Below are 20,807 nucleotides of genomic sequence, written 5' to 3'. Positions count from 1 at the left end.
TGTATGTGTCCAGGCTGCAAGCCGAACACCTGTACAAGGTATTCGGCAGACGACCAGACGAAGCCGTGACGAAGCTCGAAAGCGGTACGGACCGCGACGAGCTTCGCGCCGACGGTACGACCGCGGCGGTGATCGACGCCTCGTTCTCGGTCGAGCCCGGCCAGATATTCGTCGTGATGGGTCTCTCCGGATCCGGCAAGTCCACGCTGCTGCGCATGCTCAACGGACTGCTGGACCCCACTTCGGGCCGGGTGCTCTTCGACGGCCAGGACCTGACCGCCCTGAGCCCGCAGGAGCTGCGCCGCGTCCGCTCCACCAAGATCAGCATGGTCTTCCAGCACTTCGCGCTCTTCCCGCACCGCAGCGTTCTGGAGAACGCCGGGTACGGCCTCGAAGTGCAGGGCGTGCCCCGGGCGGAACGCGAGAAACGCGCCGCCGAGGCGCTGGAACTCACCGGCCTGGGCGGCTGGGAGGCGTCCTGGCCCGATGAGCTCTCCGGCGGTATGCAGCAGCGCGTCGGCCTCGCCCGCGCGCTCGCCACCGACGCCGATCTGCTGCTGATGGACGAGTCCTTCAGCGCTCTCGACCCGCTGATCCGCCGCGATATGCAGGATCAGCTGCTCCAGCTCCAGAAGCGGCTCAAGAAGACCATCGTGTTCATCACCCACGACCTCAACGAGGCCATGCGCCTCGGCGACCGGATCGCGGTCATGCGCGACGGCGAGATCGTCCAGCTGGGCAGCGCCGAGGACATCCTCGTCACCCCGGCCAACGACTATGTCGCCTCCTTCACCCAAGACGTCGACCGCTCCCGGGTGCTCACCGCCGGTGCGATCATGGCCGACCCGGAGACCGCCTTCGGCGCCCGTACGGACGGTGGCAAGGAGCTGCGTACCGCGCGGGAGGTGCTCGACGCGGCGCCCGCCAGCGTGGTCGAGTCCACCCCGATCATCGAGCTGTTCACGCCCTGCTCCACCAGCGCGATCCCCGTCGCCGTCACCGACGGCACGGGCAAGCTCGTCGGAGTCGTCCCGCGCGCCAGGCTGCTGGCCGTCCTCGGTGAGCCGATGACGCCCTCGGTCCCCCTGGACGCGCCCGCCGCGACCGTGGTCCCGAAGGCCACGACCGACAAGGCGGTAGCCAGTGCCTAGGCTCCCTCTCGGCGACTGGGTCAACGACGCGGTCGACTTTCTCCAGAATCACCTCGCCTGGCTGTTCGATGCGATCGGCTCGGTCGTCTCGGGCATGTACGACGGCATCAACGCGGTGCTCTCCGCCCCTGAGCCGCTGCTTCTCGCGGGCATTCTGGCCGTGCTCGCGTGGTGGCTGCGCAGCCTGGTCGCGGGTGTTCTCACCTTCGCGGGTTTCGCGCTGATCGACTCGATCGAGCTGTGGAACGAGTCGATGGAGACTCTCTCGCTGGTGCTCGTGGCGACCATCGTGGTGCTGGTCATCTCGATACCGCTGGGCATCTGGGCCGCGCGCTCCAAGACGATCAGCTCTATCATCCGGCCGGTGCTCGACCTGATGCAGACCATGCCCGCCATGGTCTATCTGATCCCGGGCGTCGTCTTCTTCGGGATCGGCGTGGTGCCCGGCATCATCGCCACGATCATCTTCGCCCTGCCGCCCGGCGTCCGGATGACCGAGCTGGGTATCCGGCAGGTCGACGGGGAACTGGTCGAGGCCGCGGAGGCGTTCGGCACCACCCCCCGTAACACCCTGCTGCGGGTCCAGCTGCCGCTGGCCCTCCAGACGATCATGGCGGGTATCAACCAGGTCATCATGCTGGGCCTGTCCATGGTGGTCATCGCCGGCATGGTCGGCGGCGGCGGCCTCGGTGGCGCCGTCTACCGCGCGCTGGGCAACATCGACATCGGTCTCGGCTTCGAGGCGGGTCTCTCCGTCGTCATCCTGGCCGTGTACCTGGACCGGATCACCGGCTCGCTCAGCCTCCAGGTCTCCCCGGTCGGCCGCCGCGCACTGGCCAAGGCGAAGGAACTGACCGGCGGACTGAAGATCTGGAACCACCGCCCCCAGCCCGTCGTCGCGATCGCCGGTGTGGTCGTCCTCGCGCTCGTCGCGGGCGGCATCGGCCTGTTCGGCGGCTCCACGTCCGGCAGCACCACCGTCGACGCGAAGAACGTCGGCCAGGGCAAGAAGATCAGCATGGGGTACATCCCCTGGGACGAGGGCATCGCCTCCACCTTCCTCTGGAAGGAGCTGCTGGAGCAGCGCGGTTACGAGGTCGACGCGCGGCAGTACGAGGCCGGCTCGCTCTACACCGGCCAGGCGGCCGGTCAGATCGACATCCAGACCGACTCCTGGCTGCCGACCACTCACGCCACCTACTGGGCCAAGTACAAGGACAAGCTGGAGGACCTCGGGTCCTGGTACGACAAGACCTCCCTGGAGATCTCCGTGCCCTCGTACGTCAAGGGCATCAACTCCCTGGCCGATCTGAAGGGCAAGTCCTCCACCTTCAAGGGCCGGATCGTCGGCATCGAGCCCAGCGCGGGCGAGATGGGCCTGCTCAAGGACAAGGTTCTCAAGGCGTACGGCCTCGACACCGAGTACAAGCTCATCGACGGCTCCACGTCCGGCATGCTCGCCGAGCTGAAGCGGGCGTACGCGAAGAAGGAGCCGATCGCGGTCGTGCTCTGGTCCCCCCACTGGGCCTACAACGACTACGAGCTGACCAAGCTGGCGGACCCCAGGAAGTCCTTCGGAGCGGAGAGCGACGGCGTCCACACCCTGGCCCGCAAGGGGTTCTCGACCGACAACCCACAGGTGGCCAAGTGGCTCGAGGACTTCTCGATGAGCGAGAAGCAGCTCACCAGCCTGGAGGCCAAGATCCAGGTCACCGGCAAGGGTAAGGAGCAGGAGGCCGTCCGCGCCTGGCTCAAGGAGAACCCGGGCGTCGCCGACAAGTGGACCCCGGTCGCCCAGGCCGGGAACGCCGCCAAGGCCGCGAACGGCAAGGACGAACGCGAGCGTCCGCTGCAGGTCGCGTGGTTCCCGTGGGAGGAGGACATCGCCGCCACCTATCTGTGGAAGGCGGTCCTGGAGGAGCGCGGGTACACGATGAACCTCAAGCAGTTCGAGGTCGGTCCGATGTACGCGGCGATGTCCCGCGGCCAGATCGATGTCCAGTTCGACGGCTGGCTGCCCAACACGCAGAAGAGATACTGGGACAAGTACCACGACAGTCTGCACAACCTCGGCTCCTGGTACGGTCCGACGTCGTTGGAGATCGCCGTCCCCTCGTATGTCAAGGGTGTCGATTCCCTCGATGACCTCAAGGGCCGCGAGGACGAGTTCAAGGGCCGTATCGTCGGGATCGAGGCCGGCACGGAGACCATGAACATCCTCAAGGACAAGGTCCTGCCGGAGTACGGGCTCGACAAGTCCTACGAGGTCGTCGACAGCTCCACGCCCAGCATGCTCGCCGAGCTGAAGCGGGCGTACGCGAAGAAGGAGCCGATCGCGGTCATGCTCTGGACCCCGCACTGGGCCTACAACGAGTACGACCTGACCAAGCTGAAGGACCCGAAGAAGGCCTTCGGCGAGGGCGACCAGCTCACCACCGTCACCAACAAGGACTTCCCCGAGAACTACCCGCAGCTGACCAAGTGGTTCAAGGACTTCAAGCTGAGCGAGCAGCAGCTCGCCGGGCTGGAGAACGAGATCCAGAAGCGCGGCACGGGACACGAGGAAGAGGCCGTCAGGGCCTGGATGGCGGATAATCCGGGAATCGCGGAAACTATGGCCCCGCAGTAGCGGGAACGGTTCGCGGGGACGTGTATACGGAACCGCGCTCGTAGGACTCGTAGGAGGGGTGGGCGTCGCCCGGTGCGAAGCCCACCCCTTCCGCACGTTTCGGTTCGGCCCGCTCGCGCGCATCATTGATCCAGGGGCAACACGTCCCTTTTCGCTCGTGTGTACGCCACGGACGGCGGATTCGCCGGGTCCGGCACCGGGTGAGGCAGGACAGCTCTTGTCCGGGCGTCAACTCTGAGAGGATGACGATCCGGGCGGGAGGGAGCCAGTCATGGACGACAAGGAAGCGCTCAGGGTGGGCGCGGCCGTCCGCAGGAGGCGCAGGTCCCTGGGCCTGACGCTGGCGGCGGTCGCCGGCCGAAGCGGACTGTCCGTGCCGTTCCTCAGCCAGATCGAGAATGAGCGCGCCAGGCCGAGTACCCGCTCACTGGAGCGGGTGGCGGACGCCCTGGAGACGACCCCCGCCCAGCTGCACGCCGCCGCCGACTCGGCCCGTACCGTCGATGTCGTACGAGCCGCACCCGGACCCGGGGTCCGCCGCGTGGTGCGCGGCGGCCACCAGCTGAACGCCAAGGAATTCACCGGAGAGCAGGACACCGGCAGGGAGTACCAGCACCGCAACGACGAGGTGATGTACATCGCCGACGGCGCCGCGGAGGTCGAGGCCGAGGGCCGGGCGTACCGGCTGGAGCGCGGTGACACGCTGTATCTGTCCGGTGGCGTACGGCACCGCTGGCGCGCCACCGAACCCGGCACCCGCATCCTGGTCGTCGCCGTCGCGGAACACATCGACGCGACCATCGACCCGCCACGCTGAGGGACAGGGCGTGTCCGCCGGACGCGAGCGCGGTCCGCGCGTCGTCTCGCTCGTCCCCTCGCTCACCGAAGCGATCGCCGTCAGCGCGCCCGGTCCGCTGGTGGGTGCCACCGACTGGTGCCACCTCACGTGGTACGGGCCCTCGCCGGCTGGGGCGCCCGCGGCGCTGCGGGCAGCGCTCCGCTGAACACCCCGCGCAGCGTGTACCACCCGGCCGCGCACCAGGCCGCCACCAGCAGCGCGAACAGCGCCACCGTCAGCCACTCCAGGGCCACCAGACCGGTGTGCCGGCTCAGCCCCGCCGCGCCCGTCACGCACGTACCGAGCGGGAAGGTGAAGGCCCACCATGTCATCGTGAACCGCATCCCGCACCGGGCGGCCCGCACCACCAGTGCCGCCGACAGCGCCAGCCACAGCAGGGCGAACCCCATCACCGGCACCCCGTACACCACGGCGAAGGCGCCCAGCGCACCCGCGTACGGAGCGCCGATCGCCCCGGGCGCCACATCGGCCAGCTGGTTGACCGCGGTGGTCGACTGCCCCAGCGGGCCGAGCACCAGAAAGAGCAGCGGGGTCAGCGCGAGCGGGAGCAGACCGTGCGCCACCAGCCGGCCGAAGATCAGCGGCAGGATCGTCAGCGTCGCGAGCAGACTCATCCCGAACAGCGCGTAGCAGCCGAGCACCAGCGCCTCGCGTGCCTGGCCCGCCGCCAGATGCGGCACCAGCAGCGGGCCGACCGCCGCCGAGACCATGGGGGACACCACCGGCAGCAGCCAGGCGGGCGAGGCGTCCGCCGGGCCGATGCGATGGCGTACGACCATCAGATACGGGATCGCCACGGCGATCACGAGACCGAGCAGCGTCCCCGCGCCGAACAGCACCGCGTCCACGGCGACCGCCGCCCGCTCCCCCAGCACATCGCGCCCCACCAGCAGCGTGGCGCCGCCGACGGCCAGCAGCGCCATGGCCGCGCAGCCGTAGAACGGCGCCACGGCCGGATCGAGCAGCTCGGCCCGCGCCTGGTCGCGGTGGTACAGCCAGTGCCCGGCGCGGGCGGCCAGGACCACGGCGAGCAGCACCGCCGACAGCGCCCACACCACGACACAGGCGGCCCGCAGCCCCGGTATCTCCAGCGGGAGCCCGGCACCCGCGCTCGCCACGATCGCCGTGCCCATCACCGTCGCGTACCAATTGGGCCCGAGATACCGGAGCGCCGTCAGCCGTACGCGCGCGGAGGCGCGGGCGGCGGGTGCCGCGGGGTGCGTGAGAGTGGTCATGGCTTCCACCCTCGCGGTCGTGTACGGCCCCCACCAGCCCCTTTCTCTCTATGAGGCCATAACCTGGGCTTATGGCCGATGTACCGCTCGCCGACCCTTCCCCCGAACCGACCCCCGCGCTCTCGCCCGCCGCTCGGCTCGCGCACCGGGTGCCCGATCTCGGTGCGCTGGAACTGCTGCTCGCCGTCGCCAGGCTCGGCAGTCTGGGCCGGGCCGGCCGCGAGCTCGGGATCTCCCAGCCCGCCGCCAGCAGCCGGATCCGGGCCATGGAGCGGCTGCTCGGGGTCGCGCTGGTGGACCGTTCACCGCGCGGTTCCCGGCTCACCGACGCCGGCACTCTCGTCACCGACTGGGCCCGGCGCGTGGTGGAGGCCGCCGAGGCCTTCGACGCGGGGGCGCAGGCGCTGCGCGGTCGCCGGGACTCACGGCTGCGTGTCGCCGCCTCCATGACGATCGCGGAGTATCTGCTGCCCGGCTGGCTGATAGCGCTCCGCCGGGCCTGGCCCGACACCGCCGTCTCGCTGCACGCGGGCAACTCCGTCGCGGTCGCCGAGCGGCTGCTCAGCCATGAGGCGGACCTCGGTTTCGTCGAGGGCGTGGCCGCGCCGGAGGGGCTCGACTCCGCCGTCATCGGCCATGACCGGCTGCTGGTGGTCGCGGCACCCGGCCATCCCTGGGCCCGCCGCCGTACCCCGCTCGACCCGGCGGAGCTGGCCGCGACCCCGCTGATCTTGCGCGAACCGGGCTCGGGCACCCGGCAGGTGCTGGACGTCGGGCTCAGCGCGTACGGCGGTCCCGCCGAGCCGCTGCTCGAACTGGCCTCCACCACCGCGCTGAAGGCCGCCGCGGTGAGCGGGGCCGGTCCCTGCGTGCTGAGCGAACTCGCGGTCGGCGAGGAACTGGCGGCCCGCCGGCTCGTCAGGGTGCCGGTCGAGGGCATCCGGCTCCGCCGCGATCTGCGCGCGGTCTGGCCGGTCGGCAACCGTCCGACGGGACCGGCCCGCGATCTGCTGTCCCTGACGCGCGGAGCTACGGACTGACGGGCTGACGGAGAGACGGGCTGACCGGCTGACGGGCCGGTCCTCCTGCCGCTGCCGTCAGGAGATGCCGTCAGGAGCCGGCGCCCGCGCCCGGGGCGCCCGCCGCTTCGACCAGCGCGGTCATGACGCGGGTGTCCTCGGCCATCTCGGGATGCCACTGAACGCCCAGGACCCAGCGCGGACCGGGCAGTTCGACGGCCTCGACCGTGCCGTCCGCCGCGACCGCCGAGACGGTCAGTCCCTCCCCGAGCCGGTCCACCGTCTGGTGATGGTGGGCCGGTACGGCGAACTCCTCCGGCACCAGGAACGCGTAGCGGGTGCCCGCCACCGGCGTCACCGGATGCTCGCCGAAGGTGCCGGCCAGCGGTGAGGTATGGCCGTCCACATGCTGACGGAGCGTCCCGCCGAGCGCCACATTGAGCAGCTGCATCCCCCGGCAGATCCCCAGCAGGGGGGTGTCGGAGGCCAGCGCCGCCTCGATCAGGGCCAGTTCCCAGGCGTCCCGCTCCCGGGCGGGCGGTCCGGTACGAGGATCCGGCTCGGCTCCGTACCGTACGGGCTCCACATCAGGACCGCCCGCGATCACCACCCCGTCGAGCCGCGCCACCATCCGGGCCGCGGTCGACGGATCGTCCGGCGGCAGCATCGCGGCCAGTCCGCCCGCGCGCTGGACGAGCCGGGGATACCCGGCCGGCAGCAGCGCCGCGGGCAGGTCCCAGACGCCCCACGAGGCGGACTCCTCCAGATAGGTGCTCACGCCGATGAGCGGCTTCATGGATCCGGCCTCCGTCGTTCGTCTCTTTCGTACGCGCCTTTTCGTACGCGTTCGTGTACACGCCCGAGTACACGCCCGAGTTCAGTCTCGTTCGAGCTCGGCCTCGGCCGCGGCCAGCGCCGCGAACTCCTCTTCCGGGGCCGCGGCGACCAGCCGGTGCCGACTGTAGAAGGTGAAGTAGGCGAGGGCGACGACATAGACGCCCAGCGCGATGAACGCCGCGTCCTTGTCCACCAGGAACGTCGCGACCAGCGCCGACAGCGCGAGGACGAAGGCGACACCGGAGGTGAGCATGCCGCCGGGCGTGCTGTACGGGCGGGGCAGCTCCGGCTCGCGACGGCGCAGCACGAGATGGGACAGCGCCATCAGCGCGTACGAGATCGTCGCGCCGAACACCGCGACATTGAGCATCCGGCCGCCGTCGCCGGTGCCCGCCGCGAGGGCGAAACCGATCGCGCCCGGGATCAGCAGACCCAGATAGGGGGCTTTGCGGCCGCTCGTGAGGGACAGGAAACGGGGCAGATAGCCCGCGCGGGAGAGCGCGAACAGCTGCCGGGACCCGGCGTAGATGAGGGAGAAGAAGGAGGCGACGAGACCCGCGAGACCCGCGTAGTTGACGAACCGGCTCAACGCGGTCGGATCCCCGTCCCCCTGGAGCGCCACCACCAGCGGATTGCCCGCGTCCTGGACGGCGGCCGAACCGCGGGCACCCGTCGCCGCGAAGAAGGTGATCAGCGCGAGAAGTACGAGCACACCCATGGCGATCGACAGTGCCTTCGGCATCGACCGGACCGGATCCTTGGCCTCCTCGGCGGCCAGCGGTACGCCCTCCACCCCCAGGAAGAACCACATACCGAAGGGGAAGGCCGCCCAGATACCCAGGACTCCGTACGGCAGCCAGGAGCCGGAGCCGAACGCGTTCCGGTCGACGGGGATGTCATTGAGACCACTGGCGTCGAATTCGGCGAAGGCCCCCACCGCGAAGATCAGCAGCGCGGCCACCGCGATGGCCGTCACCACCAGGCTGAAGCGCAGCGCCTCGCCCACACCCCAGAGATGGATTCCGATGAAGATCACGAAGCAGGCGAGATAGACCGGCCAGCCGGCCGTCAGACCGAAGAGATTGAGGGACTCGACGTATTCGCCGATGAAGATGGAGATGGCGGCCGGCGCGAGAATGTACTCGATGAGGATGGCCGTACCGGTCAGGAACCCGCCCCAGGTGCCGAGCGCGCGCCGGGCGAAGCCATAACCGCCGCCCGCGGTGGGCAGGATGGCGGACAGTTCGGCGAGCGAGAAGACCAGACAGGCATACATCACCCCCATCAGCAGCGTGGCGATCGCGAGACCGCCGAAGCCCCCCTCGGAGAGTCCGATGTTCCACCCCGAGAAGTCCCCGGAGACGACATAGGCGACCCCGAGGCCGGTGAGCAGCAGCCAGCCCGCGCTGCCCCGGCGCAGTGTGCGCCGTCGCAGATACTCGGCGTCCCCCTGGGGCGTGTCCCGCTCGGCGGCGCCGTCGGCCGCGGCGGCCGGTGGGACGCGCGAGTCCGTGCCTTCGGACATGATCCGCTCCTGCCTCGGAGTAATGGTGTGGGGCCATACCATTGCTCTATGAGCGGCCCGGCGCAAGACCCGTGCGTTAAACGGCTGTTACGGATCGGGAAAGCCCCCGGCGCCGGTCGGCGGGCTCCAGGCCCCGGGCGGCGGGCCGCCGGTTCAGGCCAGGAAGCCGCGCAGCAGTGCCGCCGTGCCGCCGCAGTGCTCGCGCGCGATCTCGCGCGCCCCGTCCGGGTCGCCGTCGAGCACCGCCTCGACCAGCGCCGTGTGCTGCTGCTGCGAGTGCTCCAGATTCCTCACCAGCAGCGGGATGCAGTCCAGCAGATCATTCACCGTCGCCCGCACGGCGGCGTACTGCGCGGTCAGGGTCGCGGAGCCGGACAGCTCGGCGAGCGCGAGATGCAGCATCGTGTCCAGCCTGCGGTACTCCGTCAGCGGCGCGTCCCGCGTCGCGGCCAGCGCGGAGCGCAGTCGCTCCGGCTGTTCGCCGGTGAGTCCGTGCGCCGCGCACAGCCCCGCCGCGCCGACCTCAAGCACCTCACGGAAGCGCAGTACGTCCTCGATGTCCACGCCCGCCACCCGGCGCCGCAGCTCCTCCTCCGCCCCTTGGGCCGGTGCGTCGGGCCGGTGCCGTACGAACGTGCCGCCGTATCTGCCGCGCCGGCTCTCCAGCAGCCCCTGGTCCTGGAGAACCTTGAGAACATCGCGCAGGGTGACCCGGCTGATCCGCAGCCGCTCCGCCAGTTCCCGCTCGGCGGGCAGCCGTTCACCACCCGCCACCAGCCCGAGCCGCACCACCTGGAGGATCTGCTCCAGCGCCTCCTCGAAACCGTTCCCCGCCCGCACGGGCCGCAGCACCGGTGTCAACGGGTCCGCGTCCGGCGGGTCCATCGGCTCGTTCGTCTTCGCCACGTGGCCGCTTCCCCTTCCCAACCAAAGGTCTACAGGAATACCTTATGGCTTCCGGCTGACCGAAGGAGGAGTAATCCCGTGGCAGACCGCACACCCCCGCTCCGCGTCGAGGAGCTGCGCGTCCTCGTGGAGGGCGGCGAGATCGACACGGTCGTCCTGGCCTTCCCCGATATGCAGGGCCGACTCCAGGGAAAGCGGTTCGCCGCACGGTTCTTCCTTGACGACGTCCTGGAGCACGGCACCGAGGGCTGCAACTATCTCCTCGCCGTCGACACCGAGATGAACACCGTCGACGGATACGCGATGTCCTCCTGGGACCGCGGCTACGGTGACTTCGCGATGCGCCCCGACCTCTCCACCCTGCGCCGCGTGCCCTGGAACGAGGGCACGGCCATGGTCATCGCCGACCTCACCTGGAACGACGGCACACCCGTCGTCGCCGCGCCCCGCCAGATCCTCCGCCGCCAGCTGGAGCGCCTCGCCGGACACGGTTTCACCGCCCACGCCGGCACGGAACTGGAGTTCATCGTCTTCAAGGACACCTACGAGCAGGCCTGGGACAGCCACTACCGCGGACTGACCCCCGTCAACCAGTACAACGTCGACTACTCCGTCCTCGGCACCGGACGCGTCGAACCGCTGCTGCGCCGGATCCGCAAGGAGATGGCCGCGGCCGGACTGACCGTCGAGTCCGCCAAGGGCGAGTGCAACCCCGGCCAGCACGAGATCACCTTCAAGTACGACGAAGCCCTCGTCACCTGCGACCAGCACGCCATCTACAAGAACGGCGCCAAGGAGATCGCCTCCCAGGAGGGTGTCTCGCTCACCTTCATGGCCAAGTACAACGAGCGCGAGGGCAACTCCTGCCATATCCATCTCTCGCTCCAGGACGAGCACGGCACCAATGTCATGGCCGGGGACGGACCGGGCGGGATGTCGCCCGTGATGCGCCACTTCCTGGCGGGCCAGCTCGCCGCGCTCCGGGACTTCTCCCTGCTGTACGCGCCCACCATCAACGCCTACAAGCGCTTCCAGCCGGGATCATTCGCCCCCACCGCCGTCGCCTGGGGCTATGACAACCGCACCTGTTCGCTGCGGGTAGTCGGCCATGGCCGGTCCCTGCGCTTCGAGAACCGGCTCCCCGGTGGCGACGTCAATCCGCATCTCGCCGTCGCGGGCCTGGTCGCCGCCGGTCTGTACGGCATCGAGAACGAGCTGGAACTCCCCGAACCCTGCGCGGGCAACGCCTACGCGTCCGCCTACGCACAGGTCCCGACCACCCTGCGCGAAGCCGCCGAGCTCTGGGAGAACAGCCCCATCGCCCGCGCGGCCTTCGGCGAGGAGGTCGTGGCGCACTACCGCAACATGGCGCGTGTCGAGGTCGAGGCCTTCGACGCCGCGGTGACCGACTGGGAGCTTCGCCGCTCCTTCGAACGTCTGTGAGGAACGACGTGCACGAACATCACGCCGCCGGACATCAGATCCTCAACCCCGCCACCGGCGAGACCATCGCCACGGTCGCCGCGACGACCGCCGCGGAGGTCGACACGGCGGTACGCCGGGCCGCGGCGGCCCGACGCGGCTGGGCGGCGACCGCCCCCGCCGACCGCGCGCGGCTGCTGCGCCGCTTCGCCGTCGTCGTCGACGAACACAACGAGGAACTGGCCCGGCTGGAGGTCCGCGAGGCGGGCCACACCCTCGGCAACGCCCGCTGGGAGGCGGGCAACGTCCGCGATCTCCTGGACTACTGCGCCGGGGGAGTGGAGCGGCTGACCGGCCGGCAGATCCCGGTCGCCGGCGGACTCGACATCACCCTCCTGGAACCCCTCGGCGTCGTCGGCGTGATCGCCCCGTGGAACTTCCCCATGCCGATCGCCGCCTGGGGCACCGCCCCCGCACTCGCGGCCGGTAACGCGGTGCTGCTCAAGCCCGCCGAGACCACCCCGCTCACCGCGCTGCGGCTGGCCGAACTCGCCCTGGAAGCAGGGCTTCCCGAGCATCTCTTCCAGGTACTGCCCGGAGCGGGCGACATCGCGGGCAACGCGCTGGTCGAACATCCTGGCGTCGCCAAGATCGTCTTCACCGGATCCACCCGCGTCGGCAAGCAGATCATGGCGAAGGGCAGCGCGCTGCTGAAGCGTGTGACCCTCGAACTCGGCGGCAAGAGCCCCAATATCGTCTTCGCCGACTCCGATCTGGACCGGGCCGCCGCGACCGCCCCGATGGCCTTCCTGGACAACTCCGGACAGGACTGCTGCGCCCGCACCCGCATCCTCGTCCAGCGCGAGGTCCACGACCGGTTCCTGGAACTGCTCGCCCCCGCCATCGAGTCGGTCGTCGTCGGCGACCCGTCCGACGAGAAGACCCAGATGGGCCCGCTGATCTCGGCGGTCCAGCTGGAGCGCGTACGGTCGTATGTCCCCGACGTCGCGAAGGGCATCCGCGGCACCGCGCCCGAGGGACCCGGGTTCTGGTACGCGCCGACCGTCCTCACCGATGCCACCGCCGACTCCCCGGTGGCCACGGAGGAGGTCTTCGGCCCGGTCGCGGTCGTCCTGCCCTTCGAGGACGAGGAGGACGCCGTCCGGCTCGCCAACGCCACCGACTACGGGCTCGCCGGGTCGATCTGGACCCGCGACGTGGGCCGCGCCCTGCGAGTCTCGCGCGCCGTCGCCGCCGGCAATCTCTCCGTCAACTCGCACAGCGCCGTCCGGTACGGGACACCGTTCGGCGGCTACAAACAGTCCGGACTCGGCCGCGAACTGGGCCCCGACGCCCTGGCCGCCTTCACCGAAACCAAGAACGTCTTCATCAGCACGGAGGCCTGAGCCATCATGACCGCCCCCACCCATGACGCCATCTGCCGCCGGCTTGTCGGCCGCACCGCCGTGATCACCGGAGCCGGCAGCGGCATCGGCCTGGCCACCGCCCGCCGACTCGCCGCCGAGGGCGCGCATATCGTCTGCGGCGACATCGACGAGACCGCGGGCAAGGCCGCGGCCGAACAGGTCGACGGCACCTTCGTACGCGTCGATGTGACCAACGCCGACGAGGTCGATGCCCTGTTCCGGATCGCCCACGAGACCTACGGCAGCGTCGACATCGCCTTCAACAACGCGGGCATCTCGCCCCCCGAGGACGACTCGATCCTCACCACCGGCCTGGACGCCTGGCGGAAGGTCCAGGAGGTCAACCTCACCTCCGTATATCTGTGCTGCAAGGCGGCCATCCCCTATATGCGGCGGCAGGGCCGGGGCTCGATCATCAACACCGCCTCCTTTGTGGCGCGCATGGGCGCGGCGACCTCCCAGATCTCGTACACCGCGTCCAAGGGAGGGGTGCTCGCGATGTCCCGTGAGCTGGGCGTGCAGTTCGCCCGCGAGGGGATCCGGGTGAACGCGCTGTGCCCGGGGCCCGTCAACACCCCGCTGCTGCAGGAGCTGTTCGCCAAGGACCCGGAGCGTGCCGCACGCCGGCTCGTGCACATTCCGGTCGGCCGGTTCGCCGAGGCCGACGAGATCGCGGCGGCCGTCGCCTTCCTCGCCAGTGACGACTCCTCGTTCGTGAACGCCACGGACTTCCTCGTCGACGGAGGTATCTCGGGGGCGTACGTCACACCCGTCTGAGGCGTGTCCTCAAAGCAGCGCCGGGCGTCGCCGGGCAGGCGGGACTTTGAAGACACGCCCTGGGACATGTGGCGAAAGTCCCGGCTGCCCCACGACGCCCTTCGGGCGGACGGCGCTCCTTTCGCCGCACGCCCTAAGGTGGACGGATGAGCATGACAACCCCGCCGGGCTGGTATCCCGATCCAGGTGGCCCCACCACCGAACGCTGGTGGGACGGGACTTCCTGGACCGGGCATACCCGACCGCTCGGCGTCGGCGGCCCGGCTGACGGCGGCGGCGTCGGAAGTGCCGGCGTCGGAAGTGCCGGGACCGGAAGTGGCGGAGCCGGAAGCGGCGCCCCGCGTGGTAGTGGCGGGCGGGGCGGCCTCGTGGCCGTCCTCGTCGCGGGGGTCGTCCTCGTGGTGGCCGTCGCCGCCGGAGTCGTCCTGCTCGGCGACGACGAACAGGCGGCCCGGCCGCAGGCCACGGGTGGCGGCACGCCCGAGCCCTCCACGACGCGGGCGAAGAGCAGCGACACCCCCGACCCGACACCCAGTGCGGACCCCAGGGTCCTGGTCGACCAGCTGAACGGCATCACACTGCCGATCCCGGAGGGCTGGGAGCGGCCCGAGTCCACGGTCGACGACGCCGTCACCATGACGACCGTGGACACGTACGACTGCCCGCACGACTCAGGGCCGTTCTGCCACTGGGGCACGGTCACATCCCACACCACCAATGAGAGCGATGGCCTCTCCGCCGAAGCCCTGGCCAAGAGGGACATCTCCAGGGCGGCCGACGCCACCTATGAGGAGACCTCCGTCGGCGAGCGCCACTACGGCGGTATCACCTCCCACAAGGTGCTCGCGTCCGAGTCCGCCGTGGTCGCGGGACGCACCGGATATCTGGTGCGGTGGCAGGTCACCACCGGCGCGGGCCCCGGTGGCTACGTCCAGTCGCTGGCCTTTCCGTCGACCACCGGGACCGAGTCCCTGATCGTGGTGCGCTTCGCCTTCGACAAGGGCGCGCAGGGGCCGCCGCTCGCCCTGATGGACACGATCACCGGGGGGATCCGCCCGATCGGAGATGCCTCGGGCGGCGTGGGCAGCTCCATCGGCCCCTGACGTGTGCCCTGGGGGGCGCACCTTCATGAGGAGCATCCTCAGAGGAACGTGCGGCCCTCACCCCGGTATGTCGGCACGGACGCCACCACCTGGTCGCCCTCCACCAGCCGCAAGGTGTCGAAGCGCTCGCACAGTTCACCCGCCTTGGCATGCCGGAACCACACCTTGTCGCCGAGCAGCAGATCGTCGGCGGCCGGTCCGAGCAGCGGGGTCTGCACCTCGCCGGCCCCTTCCTGCCCGTCGTAGCGCAGCCCTTCGGGCAGATACGGCACGGGCAGCCGGTCCGCACCCGGCGCCCCCGACGCCGGATAGCCGCCGCCGAGCACGGTCACCACTCCGACACCCGGCCTGCGCACCACGGGCTGGGCGAAGAGCGCCGCCGGACGGCCCGTGAACGATGTGTAGTTGTCAAAGAGCCGTGGTACATAGAGCCCCGAGCCCGCGGCGATCTCCGTCACCGCCTCTTCGGCTGCCGTGTGCTGGACGCTGCCCGTGCCGCCGCCGTTGACGAACTCCAGCTCCGGCGCGACGGCCCGCACCGCGCGCACCACCGCGGCGCGCCGCTCCGCCAGCTCCTTGCGGGCCGCGGACTGCATCAGCCGGATCGCTCGCGACCGCAGCGGCCGTCCTGCCAGGGCGTCCCCTACCCCGGCCACATGTCCTTCGTATGCCATGAGCCCGACCAGCCGGAATCCGGGGCGTCGGGCTATCGATCTGGCGAACTCGGCCAGTTGGGCCGGCTCGCGCAGCGGGGAGCGCAGTGCGCCAATCCTGACCCGCCCGCCGAACAGCCGCAAGGCCGTGTCCAGTTCAAGACAGATCCGGAATTCCTCACGTCCGCCGTCCCGCGCCGCGTCGATGAGGTCCAGCTGAGCCGGGTCGTCGATCATCACGGTGACGGCCGCGGCGAGCTTGGGATCGGCGGCCAGCTCCGCGTAGGCGGCGCGGTCCGCCGACGGATAGGCGAGGAGCACGTCCTCGAACCCGGACCGCGCCAGCCACAGCGACTCGGCCAGCGTGAACGACATGATCCCCGCGAAGCCGTCGCGCCCCAGCGCACGTTCCAGCAGCGCCCTGCAGCGCACCGACTTGCTCGCCACGCGGATCGGCTTGCCCGCCGCCCGCCGGACGAGATCGTCCGCGTTGGCGTCGAACGCTTCGAGATCGACGAGGGCGAGCGGGGCGTCGAGATGAGCGGTGGCACGGTCGTACCGTGCCCGGTCAGTGGCGCGCGGAGTCATGGACCGAGCCTGCCAGACGGGATTACCGCACGGTAGGGGGATGATCTGGGCAGATCACCACGGGCCTTCGCGGTCATTCCCGCCGGGCCCGCCGCACCCCGTAGAGTGGCGCACACGCCGCGTCGAACGGGCCCGTCCCGTACGGCGATCGGCATGCGGTGGGACCGGTCTGCACAGCTGGCACAGGGGGACGGATGAGTACTGAAGCGCGACGCGCTCCCGTACCGCCCCGCCCGGCGACACCACCGCCCGCGCCGGAGGCCGAGGCGGCAAAGACCGGGGAGGACGCGTCGGCCGACGCCCCACGCACGCCGAGATCGCGGATCTCCGACGCGCTGCTGCCCCCGCCCGAGCCGGTGCGGATACCACCACCGCCGTCCCGGCCCCCCGCTCCACCCGCGGCCAAGTCCCCTGCCCCGGCGGCGAGTCCGGCCCCGGTCGCGGCCGGCCCCCCGCCGCCGACGGTGGCCCCGGCCCCGCCGCCACAGCCGACGGCGGCCCCGGCTCCGCCCACCGCCACAGCCCCCACTCCCGTGGAGATCACCACCCGCCTCCGGCCGGTGCCCCCGGCCCCCGCCGGAGCGGTGCCGCGCGTGCCGCCCCCGCCCTCCGCGCCGCCGACGCCGCCCGTACCCGCCGGGCCACCCCCGCGCCCGCCCGGCTCCCTGCCCCCGCCGCCGTACCCCCGCCCCTGGGGCGGGCAGCGTCCCGAGACGCCGCAGGAGACCACCACCCGGCTGCGCCCCGTGCCCTCCCGGCAGCATCCCTTCAGGGTCGCCGCAGCCCTGGCCTGCGTCGTGCTCGGGCTCGGGCTGATCGGCGGCGCCGCCACCGGGAGCTGGCTGACCGGGGACTCGGCCGCCGAGCCCGCCGCCCGGGACACCTTCGCCACCGCGCGCGGCCTCTGGCACAACGTGCCCGTCGACACCCTCTTCCCCCGCACCCTCGCGGGGGACGGCGCGGGGCCCGGCGGAGCGGACCGTGACTGGACCAGGATCGGCGTCGCTCCCGACAGCGGCTGTACCGGCACCCTCGACCCGCTGCTGCTCGGAGCGCTGCGTCCGGTCGGCTGCGTGCGCGTGCTGCGTGCCACCTACGTCGACGCCACGTCCAGCAGTGTCACGACCGTCGGTCTGGTCTTCACCCAGGCCGACGCCCTCGCGATGGACACCCTGCGCACCCGGTTCCGTGACGAGCGCCTCGCTGAACGCGCCGATCTGATGCCCCGTACGTTCCCCGTCGAGGGCACCGTCGCGGGCGGGTTCGGTGACGCCCAGCGCGCGAGCTGGACGGTGAATGTGCTCACCGAGGCGCCTGTCGTCGTGTTCGCGGTCTCCGGCTTCACCGACGGACGGCAGGTCACCGCTCCCCAGCCCGTCGACAAGGCCATGGCAAAGGGCGCCACGACCGCACCCGCGCAGGCCGGTCTCGGCCACGAGGCCAAGGGCATCGCGGACCGGACAGAACGAGGGCTGCGCAAGACCGTCAGCGCCCGAACGGCGGTTCCTCAATGACCCCGAGCCCTCCCGGCCCCTCGAAGCCCTCCGGCCGTCCGGCGCGCCGCCACCGCCTCGCCGCCACCCTCGCCGCCGCGTCCGTCCTGCTGATCGTCGCCGCCCCTCCGGCGCACGCCGACGCGATCCGGGCGCAGCAGTGGGGCCTCGACGCCATGCACACCGAGGAGGCGTGGCGCACCTCGCAGGGCAAGGGCATCACCGTCGCCGTCCTGGACACCGGCGTCGACGGCACCCATCCCGACCTGGAAGGCCAGGTGCTGCCCGGCCGGGATCTGATCGGTTTCGGGGCGCGCAGCGGCGACCGCGCCTGGGCCCGTCACGGCACCGCCATGGGCGGCATCATCGCCGGACACGGCCATGGCCCCGACCGCTCGGAGGGGGTCCTCGGGATCGCGCCCGAGGCGAAGATCCTCCCGGTCCGCGTCATCCTCGAAGGCACCGACCCCGCCCGCGCCAAGGCCCGTTCCTCCAAGGGCGGGGCCCTCGCCGAAGGCATCCGCTGGGCCGCCGATCACGGCGCCGACGTCATCAATCTCTCCCTCGGTGACGACAGCGAGTCCGCCCATCCGGAACCGGGGGAGGACGCGGCCGTCCAGTACGCCCTGGCCAAGGGCGCCGTCGTCGTCGCCTCGGCGGGCAACGGAGGCGAGAAGGGCGACCACGTCTCGTACCCCGCGGCCTATCCAGGGGTGATCGCGGTGACGGCCGTGGACGAGTACGGGACGCGCGCCGCGTTCTCCACCCGCAGCTGGTACGCCACCGTCAGCGCGCCCGGCGTCAATGTGGTCATCGCCGATCCGGACCGCCGCTACTACGAGGGCTGGGGCACCAGCGCCGCCGCCGCGTTCGTCTCCGGCGCCGTCGCGCTCGTACGCTCCGCCCACCCCGATCTCACCCCGGCGCAGGTCAAGAAGCTCCTCGCGGACACCGCCCGGGACGCGCCGAAGGACGGCCATGACGACGCCCGTGGGCACGGTCTCGTCGATCCCGCCGCCGCGATCAAGGCCGGGGCGAAGCTGACCCGTACGGATCTGAAGAGCGAGGCCGCGGGCGCCGGCGGGTACGACAAGCAGTACTTCGGCGGCGGCCCCGACGCCCCGCACGCGGACTCGGAACCCGCCGCCTGGCTCGCCCCCCTGGTGGGCGGGGCCGGGGCCCTGCTGCTGGCCTGCGCGGTCCTGCTGTGGCGCGGCGGCCTCAGACGAATCGGTGTACGGCGCTGACGGCAGCCTCCTCGACCCGCGCGATCCCCGCGTCCTTTGTCGTATGCCCGTCGGACAGTACGGCGACCAGACAGTCCCGTACCCGCCCGACCGAGTGGATGACCCAGAGACCGCTGTCGCCTCGCGGCAGCCAGCCGTTCTTCAGCGCCCAGTCGCCGTCCGTCGCCGCCGCGGAGACGCCCCAGTCCTGTCCGGGCACCACCCGCCCCATCAGCCTCGCCAGATAGAGGCGCGATCTGTCGTCCAGCCCAGCGGGCGCCGCCGGGTCCGCGCCGGCGAACACCGCCTTCAGAAGCGTCAGCTGATCGCGCGCGGTGGTGTGGGTGAGCCCCCAGGCGGGCGCCGCCGACGTCCGGGCCATCCCGAGCCGGGCATGCGCCGCGTCCAGTCCCGCCACACCCCCGGCCGCCGCCCGCAGCGCCGTCGCCGCCTCGTTGTCGCTGCGCTCGATCATGGCCTCCGCGAGGCTCTCCTCGCCGGCCGTCAGCCACCGCCCCGAGTCCCGCGCCCGCAGCAGCAGCGCCGCCAGGACCGCGACCTTGACCACGCTCGCCGTGACATACGTCCGGTCCTCGCCGGACGTCCACTCGCCTCCGCCCGCGAGGTCGTACACCGCGACCGAGAGATCCACCCGACGACCGTACGTCCCGCCGGGCCCCTTAGGCTCTTCCCGTGGCCCTCAAGAACATCCCCGACTCCGGTTTCTCCGACGACGACGGCACCGCCGCGCCCGAGCTGACGGCCGCCCTCGCAGCCTGGGCCGGGGACCGGTCGGCGGAACCGCGCGTCCTGGCGGCGCTCAAGGCCGCCCGGCTGCTGGTTCCCGTGGTCGCCATGCTCGGAGAGACGGAGGAGGACGAGGAGACCGGCCTGCGCCGCGAGAAGACCAGTGACATGGCCGTCCCGACGCTTCAGGCGGGCGACCGCCGCGCGCTGCCCGCCTTCACCTCCGTCGCGGCGCTGGCCCGCTGGAATCCGGAGGCCCGGCCCGTCGCCGTACCGCTGCACCAGGCGCTCCAGGCAGCCGCGCACGAGCGGGCGGACACGGTGGTGATCGACCTCGCGGGCCCCGTCACGTACCAGCTCACCGGACCCGCGCTGCTCGCTCTCGCCGAGGGCCGCACCAGTACCGACCCGCTCGCCGATCCGGCCGTCGGCGCGGCGGTACGGTCCGTCGTCGCCGCCGAGCCCGCCGTGCTCCGCGCGCATCTCGGCCCCGGCAGCGCGGATGGCACGCTCGCGCTCGTGCTGGACCCGTCCGCGCGTCCGGCCGAGGCCGCCCGCAGGGTCGCCGAGGCGCTCGCGGCCGATGACGTACTGAGGGCCCGCCTGGTACGGGGGCTCGACCTGGCCCTGCTGCCGGCCGAGGCCACACCACCCGGCGAACCCCTCTTCGTGCGCGCGTGAATCTTCGTACGCGCGTGAAGCGGCCGAGCCGCGTGTGAAGCGACGGAGCCGGATCAGCCGTAGACCGGACCCGTGTACTTCTCGCCGGGGCCCTTGCCCGCCTCGTCCGGCACGAAAGACGCCTCGCGGAACGCCAGCTGGAGCGACTTCAGCCCGTCACGCAGCGGAGCCGCGTGGAAGGAGCTGATCTCCGTCGCGCTCGCGTCCATCAGCCCGGCCAGCGCGTGGACCAGCTTGCGCGCCTCGTCCAGGTCCTTGTGCTCGTCGCCCTCCTCGGTCAGACCGAGCTTGACCGCGGCCGCGCTCATCAGATTCACGGCGACCGTGACGATCACCTCGACGGCGGGGACTTCCGCGATGTCGCGGGCCATGGCGTCATAGCCGGGGGTTTCCTGGGAAGAGGTCTCGTCGCTCATGGCCCACACGATAGGCGTACGTCTCAGTGGCCCCGGCCGCGGGAGCGGAGCGGTACACGGGGTTCGCACCACACCCGAGGAGCTGCTAACCTTGTGTAACGACCGGTCGGACA

Annotated in this window: 18 protein-coding genes and 1 pseudogene; 12 read left to right on the top strand and 7 right to left on the bottom strand. The window is 71.4% G+C overall.

Features of this window, described 5'->3' with window-relative positions:
- Nucleotides 1–5: 5 nt before the first annotated feature.
- The 4 genes and pseudogenes from ACIRQP_RS34615 to ACIRQP_RS34600 all read left to right on the top strand — a co-directional run.
- Nucleotides 6–1,151 (top strand): glycine betaine/L-proline ABC transporter ATP-binding protein, encoded by a 1,146-nt coding sequence (locus ACIRQP_RS34615; RefSeq protein ID WP_403897507.1) that lies wholly within the window; start codon nucleotides 6–8, stop codon nucleotides 1,149–1,151.
- The gene (locus ACIRQP_RS34610) at nucleotides 1,144–3,780 is read left to right on the top strand and encodes an ABC transporter permease/substrate binding protein (RefSeq protein WP_403897504.1); all 2,637 of its coding nucleotides are present in this window, start codon (nucleotides 1,144–1,146) and stop codon (nucleotides 3,778–3,780) included. Before ACIRQP_RS34615 ends, ACIRQP_RS34610 begins: the two co-directional genes overlap by 8 nt.
- 271 nt (nucleotides 3,781–4,051) lie before the next feature.
- Nucleotides 4,052–4,597, top strand: coding sequence for a helix-turn-helix domain-containing protein (locus tag ACIRQP_RS34605; RefSeq protein ID WP_382877374.1), 546 nt, complete (start codon nucleotides 4,052–4,054; stop codon nucleotides 4,595–4,597).
- Nucleotides 4,488–4,718, top strand: a pseudogene (locus ACIRQP_RS34600) (helical backbone metal receptor); the annotation flags it as partial. The gene ACIRQP_RS34605 and the pseudogene ACIRQP_RS34600, both read left to right, overlap by 110 nt.
- A gap of 4 nt (nucleotides 4,719–4,722) precedes the next feature.
- Here the strand turns inward: ACIRQP_RS34600 and ACIRQP_RS34595 are convergent.
- The gene (locus tag ACIRQP_RS34595) at nucleotides 4,723–5,874 is read right to left on the bottom strand and encodes a TDT family transporter (protein ID WP_403897500.1); all 1,152 of its coding nucleotides are present in this window, start codon (nucleotides 5,872–5,874) and stop codon (nucleotides 4,723–4,725) included.
- A gap of 71 nt (nucleotides 5,875–5,945) precedes the next feature.
- Between ACIRQP_RS34595 and ACIRQP_RS34590 the strand changes: the two genes are divergently transcribed.
- Nucleotides 5,946–6,914, top strand: coding sequence for a LysR family transcriptional regulator (locus ACIRQP_RS34590; RefSeq protein ID WP_403897498.1), 969 nt, complete (start codon nucleotides 5,946–5,948; stop codon nucleotides 6,912–6,914).
- Nucleotides 6,915–6,984: 70 nt separating this feature from the next.
- On the opposite strand, the gene ACIRQP_RS34585 is transcribed toward ACIRQP_RS34590, so the two are convergent.
- The 3 genes from ACIRQP_RS34585 to ACIRQP_RS34575 form a co-directional block, all read right to left on the bottom strand.
- Nucleotides 6,985–7,689, bottom strand: coding sequence for a gamma-glutamyl-gamma-aminobutyrate hydrolase family protein (locus tag ACIRQP_RS34585; protein WP_403897495.1), 705 nt, complete (start codon nucleotides 7,687–7,689; stop codon nucleotides 6,985–6,987).
- A gap of 81 nt (nucleotides 7,690–7,770) precedes the next feature.
- A complete protein-coding gene (gene eat / locus ACIRQP_RS34580) occupies nucleotides 7,771–9,255 on the bottom strand; it encodes an ethanolamine permease (RefSeq protein WP_403897492.1) in 1,485 nt (494 codons plus the stop codon).
- Nucleotides 9,256–9,408: 153 nt separating this feature from the next.
- Entirely contained in the window at nucleotides 9,409–10,140 is a 732-nt protein-coding gene (locus ACIRQP_RS34575; protein ID WP_403897600.1) for a FadR/GntR family transcriptional regulator, read from the bottom strand.
- A 99-nt stretch (nucleotides 10,141–10,239) separates the two neighbouring features.
- Here ACIRQP_RS34575 and ACIRQP_RS34570 point away from each other — a divergent pair, with 99 nt between their 5' ends.
- From ACIRQP_RS34570 to ACIRQP_RS34555, 4 genes are all read left to right on the top strand, one after another.
- Nucleotides 10,240–11,604, top strand: a complete 1,365-nt coding sequence (locus ACIRQP_RS34570; RefSeq protein WP_403897490.1) for a glutamine synthetase family protein — start codon at nucleotides 10,240–10,242, stop codon at nucleotides 11,602–11,604.
- Nucleotides 11,605–11,612: 8 nt separating this feature from the next.
- Complete coding sequence (locus ACIRQP_RS34565) at nucleotides 11,613–12,989, top strand: aldehyde dehydrogenase family protein (RefSeq protein ID WP_403897487.1); 1,377 nt, start codon at nucleotides 11,613–11,615, stop codon at nucleotides 12,987–12,989.
- Between the two features lie 6 nt (nucleotides 12,990–12,995).
- The gene (locus ACIRQP_RS34560) at nucleotides 12,996–13,787 is read left to right on the top strand and encodes a 3-oxoacyl-ACP reductase (protein WP_403897484.1); all 792 of its coding nucleotides are present in this window, start codon (nucleotides 12,996–12,998) and stop codon (nucleotides 13,785–13,787) included.
- 146 nt (nucleotides 13,788–13,933) lie between these two features.
- Nucleotides 13,934–14,890, top strand: a complete 957-nt coding sequence (locus ACIRQP_RS34555; protein ID WP_403897481.1) for a DUF2510 domain-containing protein — start codon at nucleotides 13,934–13,936, stop codon at nucleotides 14,888–14,890.
- Between the two features lie 38 nt (nucleotides 14,891–14,928).
- Here ACIRQP_RS34555 and ACIRQP_RS34550 read toward each other — a convergent pair whose 3' ends face one another.
- Complete coding sequence (locus ACIRQP_RS34550) at nucleotides 14,929–16,131, bottom strand: amino acid deaminase/aldolase (protein ID WP_403897478.1); 1,203 nt, start codon at nucleotides 16,129–16,131, stop codon at nucleotides 14,929–14,931.
- A gap of 194 nt (nucleotides 16,132–16,325) precedes the next feature.
- On the opposite strand from ACIRQP_RS34550, the gene ACIRQP_RS34545 reads away from it, so the two are divergent.
- Both ACIRQP_RS34545 and mycP read left to right on the top strand, forming a co-directional pair.
- On the top strand, nucleotides 16,326–17,645 hold the full coding sequence (locus ACIRQP_RS34545) for a hypothetical protein (protein ID WP_403897475.1): 1,320 nt from the start codon (nucleotides 16,326–16,328) through the stop codon (nucleotides 17,643–17,645).
- Complete coding sequence (gene mycP, locus ACIRQP_RS34540) at nucleotides 17,642–18,871, top strand: type VII secretion-associated serine protease mycosin (protein WP_403897472.1); 1,230 nt, start codon at nucleotides 17,642–17,644, stop codon at nucleotides 18,869–18,871. Before ACIRQP_RS34545 ends, mycP begins: the two co-directional genes overlap by 4 nt.
- Here the strand turns inward: mycP and ACIRQP_RS34535 are convergent.
- Entirely contained in the window at nucleotides 18,846–19,502 is a 657-nt protein-coding gene (locus ACIRQP_RS34535) for a serine hydrolase (RefSeq protein WP_403897469.1), read from the bottom strand. The genes mycP and ACIRQP_RS34535 overlap by 26 nt on opposite strands.
- A gap of 41 nt (nucleotides 19,503–19,543) precedes the next feature.
- Between ACIRQP_RS34535 and ACIRQP_RS34530 the strand changes: the two genes are divergently transcribed.
- Complete coding sequence (locus ACIRQP_RS34530) at nucleotides 19,544–20,278, top strand: SseB family protein (protein ID WP_403897466.1); 735 nt, start codon at nucleotides 19,544–19,546, stop codon at nucleotides 20,276–20,278.
- A 53-nt stretch (nucleotides 20,279–20,331) separates the two neighbouring features.
- Here the strand turns inward: ACIRQP_RS34530 and ACIRQP_RS34525 are convergent, their stop codons facing one another.
- A complete protein-coding gene (locus tag ACIRQP_RS34525; RefSeq protein ID WP_403897463.1) occupies nucleotides 20,332–20,694 on the bottom strand; it encodes a DUF1844 domain-containing protein in 363 nt (120 codons plus the stop codon).
- Nucleotides 20,695–20,807: the final 113 nt, after the last annotated feature.

The organism is Streptomyces sp. NPDC102274 (assembly GCF_044766385.1).
Classification (GTDB): domain Bacteria; phylum Actinomycetota; class Actinomycetes; order Streptomycetales; family Streptomycetaceae; genus Streptomyces.
The sequence above is the reverse complement of the archived record's forward strand: the minus strand, read 5'-3'. Positions and strand labels throughout refer to the sequence as shown.